The 7,415-nt window shown below is 56.4% G+C and carries 9 protein-coding genes; all 9 read left to right on the forward strand.

Going from position 1 to position 7,415, the window contains the following annotated elements; all coding sequences use genetic code 11:
- Positions 1-175 precede the first annotated feature (175 nt).
- Genes nuoC through nuoH form a run of 9 tightly spaced genes read left to right on the forward strand, consistent with a single transcriptional unit; the run spans position 176 to position 7,381 of the window.
- Complete coding sequence (gene nuoC, locus O71_RS20600) at positions 176-1,924, forward strand: NADH-quinone oxidoreductase subunit C/D (protein WP_007661025.1); 1,749 nt, start codon at positions 176-178, stop codon at positions 1,922-1,924.
- Between the two features lie 11 nt (positions 1,925-1,935).
- Complete coding sequence (gene nuoE, locus O71_RS20605; protein WP_007661026.1) at positions 1,936-2,400, forward strand: NADH-quinone oxidoreductase subunit NuoE; 465 nt, start codon at positions 1,936-1,938, stop codon at positions 2,398-2,400.
- A complete protein-coding gene (locus O71_RS24795) occupies positions 2,363-2,608 on the forward strand; it encodes a hypothetical protein (protein WP_202800253.1) in 246 nt (81 codons plus the stop codon). Before nuoE ends, O71_RS24795 begins: the two co-directional genes overlap by 38 nt.
- Before the next feature lie 11 nt (positions 2,609-2,619).
- Positions 2,620-3,720 (forward strand): NADH-quinone oxidoreductase subunit F, encoded by a 1,101-nt coding sequence (locus O71_RS20610; protein ID WP_237717929.1) that lies wholly within the window; start codon positions 2,620-2,622, stop codon positions 3,718-3,720.
- Positions 3,702-4,052, forward strand: a complete 351-nt coding sequence (locus tag O71_RS24800) for a 2Fe-2S iron-sulfur cluster-binding protein (protein WP_202800254.1) — start codon at positions 3,702-3,704, stop codon at positions 4,050-4,052. The genes O71_RS20610 and O71_RS24800 overlap by 19 nt, the downstream gene beginning before the upstream one ends.
- Positions 4,016-5,368, forward strand: coding sequence for a hypothetical protein (locus tag O71_RS24805; RefSeq protein WP_202800255.1), 1,353 nt, complete (start codon positions 4,016-4,018; stop codon positions 5,366-5,368). The genes O71_RS24800 and O71_RS24805 overlap by 37 nt, the downstream gene beginning before the upstream one ends.
- On the forward strand, positions 5,257-6,231 hold the full coding sequence (locus O71_RS24810) for a molybdopterin-dependent oxidoreductase (RefSeq protein WP_202800256.1): 975 nt from the start codon (positions 5,257-5,259) through the stop codon (positions 6,229-6,231). The genes O71_RS24805 and O71_RS24810 overlap by 112 nt, the downstream gene beginning before the upstream one ends.
- Positions 6,201-6,434, forward strand: coding sequence for a hypothetical protein (locus O71_RS24815; protein ID WP_202800257.1), 234 nt, complete (start codon positions 6,201-6,203; stop codon positions 6,432-6,434). The genes O71_RS24810 and O71_RS24815 overlap by 31 nt, the downstream gene beginning before the upstream one ends.
- Positions 6,404-7,381: an NADH-quinone oxidoreductase subunit NuoH gene (nuoH, locus tag O71_RS20620; RefSeq protein WP_007661029.1), complete on the forward strand. Its 978-nt coding sequence runs from the start codon at positions 6,404-6,406 to the stop codon at positions 7,379-7,381. The genes O71_RS24815 and nuoH overlap by 31 nt, the downstream gene beginning before the upstream one ends.
- Positions 7,382-7,415 lie beyond the last annotated feature (34 nt).

Consider the following 7,415-nt stretch of genomic DNA (forward strand, 5'->3'; position numbering starts at 1 on the left):
AAAAAGTAAGGCCCGCCCGGCCAGGCAAAAGCCAGCTATGCAACCGCAAAGGCACTATACCTAAAAGCCGCCGCTACGCTAGCAAGAAACAGAATAGGTATAAGTTTAAACTTAGCATAAAAGGAAAGAGAGTACATGAGTTAACCCTAACATCAACTTCTTACAGCCTCCTCCCATGAACAACAACAGCGGCATACTGGAGCAACTCAAGTCGCGGTACGGCGAAGATACGTTCAAGCCTCAGACCACCAAGGATGACATCCTCACCCTCTGGCTTCCTGTGGACCATGTGCCGGAAGTGCTCAAATTCCTGAAGCACGACCTGCCACAGCCCTTCCTCCTCCTCTTCGACCTGACGGCCATTGACGAACGCACCCGCAAACCTGAGAATGGCCATCTACCTTACAGCTTCACGCTCATTTACCACCTCTTCTCTTTCGAGCGCAACACCTTTATCCGACTGAAAGCTGGCCTCCGCGAAGACTTCCCGAAAGCCCCGAGCATCAGCGGTCTCTGGCAAAACGCCAACTGGTACGAGCGGGAGGTATACGACATGTTCGGTATCCGCTTCGAAGGACACCCTCATCTTTCCCGCATCCTGATGCCACGCACCTGGGTCGGTCATCCGCTCCGCAAAGAACATCCTGCCCGCGCCACCGAGATGGGTCCTTTCCAATTGTATGACGACAAGATAGACCTCGAGCAATCGGCCCTGCAGTTCAAGCCCGAAGAATGGGGACTGGCACGGCAGAGCGACGACAGCGACTTCATGTTCCTCAACATCGGTCCGCAACATCCGGGAACGCACGGTGTACTGCGCATTATTTTGCAACTCGACGGAGAAGATATTGTTGACGCTATACCTGACATTGGCTTCCACCACCGTGGCGCCGAGAAAATGGGCGAGCGGCAGTCCTGGCATACCTATATACCTTATACCGACCGGGTAGATTACCTCGGCGGCGTGATGAACAACCTCGCTTACCTGCAGGCCGTGGAGCAATTGGCAGGTATAGAAGTGCCCGAGCGGGTGAAATATATCCGGGTGATGTTGTGCGAACTCTTCCGCATCGCCAGTCACCTCGTGTGGTACGGCACCTTTGCGCAGGACGTGGGGCAGCTCTCGCCAGTGTTCTACATGTTCACCGACCGTGAAAAGATATTTGACATCATCGAAGGCATATGCGGCGGACGTATGCACCCCAACTGGTTCCGCATCGGCGGCGTGGCGCAGGATCTGCCCAAGGGCTGGGAGCAGCTGGTGCAGCGCTTCATCGACTACTTCCCGAAACGCCTGAAAGAATACGATGCGATGGTGATGAAGAACAGCCTCTTCAAAGCCCGCACAGTAGGCATTGGCATCTTCACGAAAGAAGAAGCCATTGAGTGGGGCGTGACCGGACCGAACCTGCGTGCCTGTGGATTCGAGTGGGACTTCCGCAAAATGCGCCCTTACTCCGGCTATGAAATGTTCGACTTCGAGGTGCCCACCGCCACCAACGGCGACTGCTACGACCGGGCTGTGGTGCGGGTAGCCGAAATGCGCCAGAGTCTGCGAATCATCGAGCAATGTGTGAAGAACATGCCGACCGGTCCATATAAGTCCGAGCACCCCATCACCACACCACCCATCAAGCAAAACACCATGCACGATATCGAGACGCTAATCACGCATTTTCTGGGCGTGACCTGGGGACCTGTCATTCCGCCGGGAGAAGCCATGAGCTGCATCGAAGCAACCAAAGGAGCCAATGGATACTACTTGACCAGTGACGGGAACACTTCCCCTTACCGGGTACGGATCCGCACTCCCTCGTTCCCCCACATGCAAATGCTCCCCTACATCACCCGCGGCTATACCGTAGCAGATTTGCTGTCGATACTCGGGGCGATGGATTATGTATTGGCAGATATTGATAGATAAACAAACAACCTATGCTGACCACCGAAGAAAAACACAAAATCGACCACGAAATCAGTATGGTGCCTTCACCGAAGAATGCGTGCATCGAAGCGCTGAAAATTGTGCAGCATAGCCATGGCTGGGTGTCGGACGAGAGTCTGAAAGATGTGGCGGACTATGTGGGGATGTCGCCGGCAGAGCTCGACAGTGTGGCTACGTTCTATAACCTGATCTTCCGCAGACCGGTGGGGCGGCATGTGATTCTGGTGTGCGACAGTATCAGTTGCTGGGTGATGGGCTACGAAAGTATTCGCGACCGCCTCACTGAAAAACTAAACATCAAATATGGCCAGACAACCGACGACGGCCGCTTTACCTTGCTACCCAACTGCTGCCTCGGCACCTGCGACCGTGCCCCTGCCCTGATGATTGACAACGACCTGTACCGTGACCTGACGGTTGACCAACTGGACGAGATTCTGGAAAAGTATACCTAAAACCCAAGCGGGCATACCCATGGAGAAGCCCCTGACCCAACACATTGTCCCCGGACACGCACCGCTCTCGCTCAAAGAGTACGAGAAAGTGGGTGGCTATCAGTCCGTGCGCAAGATCCTAAAAGAGATGGCCCCTGCCGATGTGCAGAATCTGGTCAAGGCCTCCGACCTGCGGGTCGCGGCGGTGCGGGCTTCAACACCGGCCTGAAGTGGAGCTTTGTGCCGATGGGACCCGAAGCGGCCAAGCCCAAATACCTTGTGGCCAACGCCGACGAGATGGAGCCCGGCACGTTCAAGGACCGCGTGCTTCTGGAAGGAAATCCGCACCAGCTGATAGAAGGGATGATTGTCGCGGCTTACGCCATCGACGCCAGCGTTTCCTACATCTTCATGCGCTGGGCCTACAAGGTGGCGGCACGGGAAATCATCAAGGCGCTCGACGAGGCTTACGCAGCGGGCTATCTGGGGGAGAATATCTTGGGTTCGGGCTTTAGTCTGGACATGCACCTGCACACCGGCGTGGGTCGCTATATGTGCGGCGAAGAAACCGCTTTGCTTAATGCCTTAGAAGGCAAACGGGCCAACCCACGCGCCAAGCCGCCTTTCCCGCAGGTGAGTGGTTTGTTTGGAAAGCCGACCATCGTGAACAACGTGGAGACGCTTTGCTGTCTGCCGCACATCATCAACAACGGGGCCGAGTGGTTCAAAGGCCTGAGCAAGACCGGAGACGCCGGCACCAAACTCTACGGTATCAGCGGCCGCGTGAAAACGCCCGGTTGCTGGGAACTGCCGATGGGCACCACCATCCGCGAGCTGATTGAAGAGCACGGCGGTGGCATGCAGGACGGCTACCTGTTCAAGGGACTCTTGCCGGGCGGCGCTTCCACGGATTTTCTGGTGGAAGAGCACCTCGATTTGCCGATGGATTATACCGCCATACAGGCAGCTGGCAGTCGCATGGGTACGGGCACGATGATCATCCTCGACGACCAGACCTGCCCGGTGGGTTTCGTGCACAACCTGCAGCATTTCTTTGCGCAGGAGTCCTGCGGCTTCTGTACGCCTTGCCGTGAAGGGCTGCCCTGGGTGGAGAAGATTTTACTCGCCATTGATAAAGGGGAAGGCAAACCTGAACACCTCCTCACACTCGACTTTCATACCAAATACCTCGGCCCCGGCAACACGTTTTGTGCACTTGCCCCCGGCGCCATGGAACCTCTGCAGAGCGCCCTGAAATATTTCAGGGAGGATTTTGAACGGCACATTCACGAACACCACTGTCCATGGAGCAAAGCGAAAGTATGGCAACCATCTATATAGACGACAAACCCTACGAAGTACCCACCGGCAAGAACCTCTTGGAAGCCTGCCTCACCCTCGGCAAGGACCTCCCCTACTTTTGCTGGCACCCGGCCATGGGCTCCATAGGCGCTTGTCGCCAGTGCGCCGTGAAGGTATACAAGGACGAAAACGACACCAAGGGCAAGCTCTTTATGTCGTGTATGGAACAGGTGCGCGACGGCATGCGCATTTCCATCGCCGACATGGAAGCCAAGGAGTTTCGGGCGCATGTGATTGGCTGGCTGATGACCAACCACCCGCACGACTGCGCCGTGTGCGACGAGGCGGCTCCTGTCACTTGCAGGACATGACCGTGATGACGGGCCACAACTACCGCAACTACCGCTTCGACAAGCGCACCTACATCAACCAGTACCTTGGCCCGTTCATCAACCACGAAATGAACCGCTGCATACAGTGCTACCGCTGTGTGCGCTACTATAAAGACTATGCGGGCGGCAAGGACCTCGACGTGTTTGCCGCCCATAACCACCTATACTTTGGGCGCCACGAAGACGGCGTGCTGGAGAGTGAGTTCAGCGGCAATCTGGTGGAAGTATGCCCGACCGGCGTGTTCACCGACAAGACGCTAAAACAACACTACACCCGCAAATGGGACCTCACGATGGCGCCGTCGGTGTGCCACCACTGCAGCCTCGGTTGCAACATTTCGGCAGGTGAGCGCTATGGTACCTTGCGCAACATCACCAACCGGTATAACGGCGAAGTGAACGGCTACTTCCTCTGCGACCGCGGCCGTTTCGGTTACGAACACGTCAACCATGTCGGCCGAATCCGCAAGCCGCTGGTGCGGGCTCAACTGCCCGAAGCCACCGACAAGTATACCGCGCTGCAGGCAGCGGCCGCGGCTTTCCGGACTGGCAGCGTGATAGGCATTGGTTCTCCGCGTGCTTCGCTGGAATCGAACTTCATGCTCAAGACCTTGGTCGGTGACGACAACTTCCACCACGGCGTATCTGACACGGATCATGACCTGGTATGTCTGGCGCTAAAAATACTGAAAGAAGGTGCCGCCCGCACGCCGTCGCTGCGGGAAGTAGAACAGGCCGACGCCGTGTTTATACTCGGGGAAGATCTGATAAACACTGCGCCTATGCTAGCCTTGGCCGTGCGGCAATCGGTGCGCAAGCAACCTGCCCTCGAGCACATCTCCAAAGCCAACATACCGGTATGGCAGGACGCGGCGGTGCGGGAGCTGATGCAGGACGAAAAAGGCCCGCTCTTCATCGCCACCATCCACGACACCAAGCTCGACGAAATCGCCACCCATACCTACAACGATTCCCCCGACGCCATCGCGCGACTGGGCTTTGCAGTAGCACACTTTATTCATGCGGATTTCCCGGAAGTGCAAGGGCTCAACGAAGACGAAATCCAATTGGCCCGACAGATTGCCGACACCCTGATGGCAGCCAATAAGCCACTGGTGATTTCCGGCACGCACTGCGGCAGCGAACGGGTTTTGATGCTACCGCCAATATTACCAATGCGCTGGTGGCGAAAGAAAAAGAAGCGGGCATTGTGCTCACCCTGCCCGAGTGCAACAGCATGGGCCTTGCCAAGCTCGGCGGCCACAGACTGGAGTCCGCTTTCGAAGCGATCCTGAACGGCTATGCTGATACGGTTATCATTTTAGAAAACGACCTCTACAGAAGAGCCAACGCCGGTATGGTCACCAACTTCCTGAAGACCGCTAAGAACGTCATCGTGCTCGACCATCTGCATAACGCCACCACCGAAGAAGCCGACATCCTACTCGCAGCCGGCACCTTTGCTGAAGCCGACGGCACGCTGATTAACAACGAAGGCCGGGCGCAGCGCTTCTTCCAGGTATACCCGACTGGCGAAGACCTGCAGGAAAGCTGGCGCTGGCTCGGCGAGCTAGGCACTTTGTTGGCCCACGACCGCATCAGTCACTGGCACGGCTTCGACGACATCCTGCAGGCCATGGTGAAAGAACACCCGGAACTGAAAGGTATAGAAGCCGTCGCGCCGGGCACCGATTTCCGCATTGCCGGACAGAAGATACCACGGGCACCGCACCGTTTCAGCGGCCGTACCGCCATGCAGGCCAACATCAACGTGAGTGAACCCAAACCGCCGGTAGACCCCGACGCACCGCTCTCCTATACCATGGAAGGCTACCGCGGACAGCCACCATCATCCATCATCCCGTTCTTCTGGGCACCGGGCTGGAACTCGGCGCAGGCCACCAACAAGTACCAACAGGAAGTGGGCGGACACCTCAAAGGCGGCGACCCGGGTCTGCGCTTAATCAAGCCGGATACCAGCCACACCGCACCTTATACCAAACGGTGCCCCAGAAATTCCAGCCGCTGGAGGGCCATCTATACATGCTGCCGCTCCACCACATTTTCGGTTCCGAAGAGCTCAGCATACACTCCCCGCCGATTGTGGAGCGTGCGCCGGAGCCTTATGTGTTACTCAACGAAGAAGACGCCATCCTGATGAAACTGCAGGTGGGTGAGAATCTGAGCTTCACCATCGACGGACAAGTCTATCAAGTGCCTGTGAAAATAAGTCCGTTGCTACGCAGCGGCACGGCGGGCTTACCTACCGGATTGCCGGGTATACCCTATGCTGAACTGCCTGCGTGGGCCATACTTAACCGAGAACTCAAATGGAAACAGCAACCCCAAACTACTTACTAATCATCGGCGGCGTGTTGTTCGTCATGCTCAACGTGGCGGCACTGCTTATCTGGGTAGAGCGACGCGGTCTGGCTTTATTGCAGGACCGCTATGGACCCAATCGTGCTGGCCCTTTCGGCTTGCTGATTGTGGCCGCCGACTCCATCAAACTGTTCTTTAAACAGGATTGGATTCCGCCTTTCGCCGATAAGCCCGTCTTCATATTGGCCCCGGCCATTGTGGTAGTCACGGTGCTGATGTCCTTTGTCGTGATTCCCTTTGCGCCGGGCATCGTGGTGGCAGACCTGAACATCGGCTTGCTGTTCTTTCTGGCGATGTCTTCGATGGGCGCTTACAGTATTATTCTAGGTGGCTGGGCCTCCAACAACAAGTACAGTTTGCTGGGTGCCATGCGCGGCGCGGCGCAGATGATTTCCTACGAAGTGTTTATGGGTCTATCGCTGATGGGCGTGGTGCTGATGGCCGGTTCTTTCAACCTAAGTACCATTGTGGAAGCGCAGCGGGGCATGTGGTTCGTGGTGCCGCAAATCATTGGCTTCGTCATCTTCTTCATCGCAGGTATAGCCGAAACCCACCGCCTGCCTTTCGACGTGCCGGAAGCGGAAAGTGAACTGGTGGCAGGTTTCCACTCAGAGTACTCCGGCATGAAGTTCGGCATGTTCTTCATCGGCGAGTACATGGGCATCACGCTTATCTCCTGCATGATGGTGGTCCTGTTCTTCGGTGGTTGGCTCGGCCCGGATTTTCTGCCGCCTATAGTTTGGTTCATCCTCAAAACAGGATTTTTCCTGATGGTCTTTATCCTGTTGCGTGCCTCCATGCCGAGACCACGCTACGACCAGCTGATGGAGTATGGCTGGAAGTATTTGTTGCCTTTGACCTTGCTGAATCTGGTGGTGACGGCGGGGGTGTTGTTGTGGTTGAATGATGGGTTTGAGGGAGTTTAGGAGTTGGGGAGTTTGAGAGTTAGAAAGTTGGGGA

The organism is Pontibacter sp. BAB1700, assembly GCF_000277005.1.
Taxonomy (GTDB): domain Bacteria; phylum Bacteroidota; class Bacteroidia; order Cytophagales; family Hymenobacteraceae; genus Pontibacter; species Pontibacter lucknowensis.

Bases quoted from the DNA above. Each gene is read 5' to 3' on its own strand.
- nuoC (WP_007661025.1), top strand. From the start codon at position 176: ATGAACAACAACAGCGGCATACTGGAGCAACTCAAGTCGCGGTACGGC.
- nuoE (WP_007661026.1), top strand. From the start codon at position 1,936: ATGCTGACCACCGAAGAAAAACACAAAATCGACCACGAAATCAGTATG.
- O71_RS24800 (WP_202800254.1), top strand. From the start codon at position 3,702: ATGGCAACCATCTATATAGACGACAAACCCTACGAAGTACCCACCGGC.
- nuoH (WP_007661029.1), top strand. From the start codon at position 6,404: ATGGAAACAGCAACCCCAAACTACTTACTAATCATCGGCGGCGTGTTG.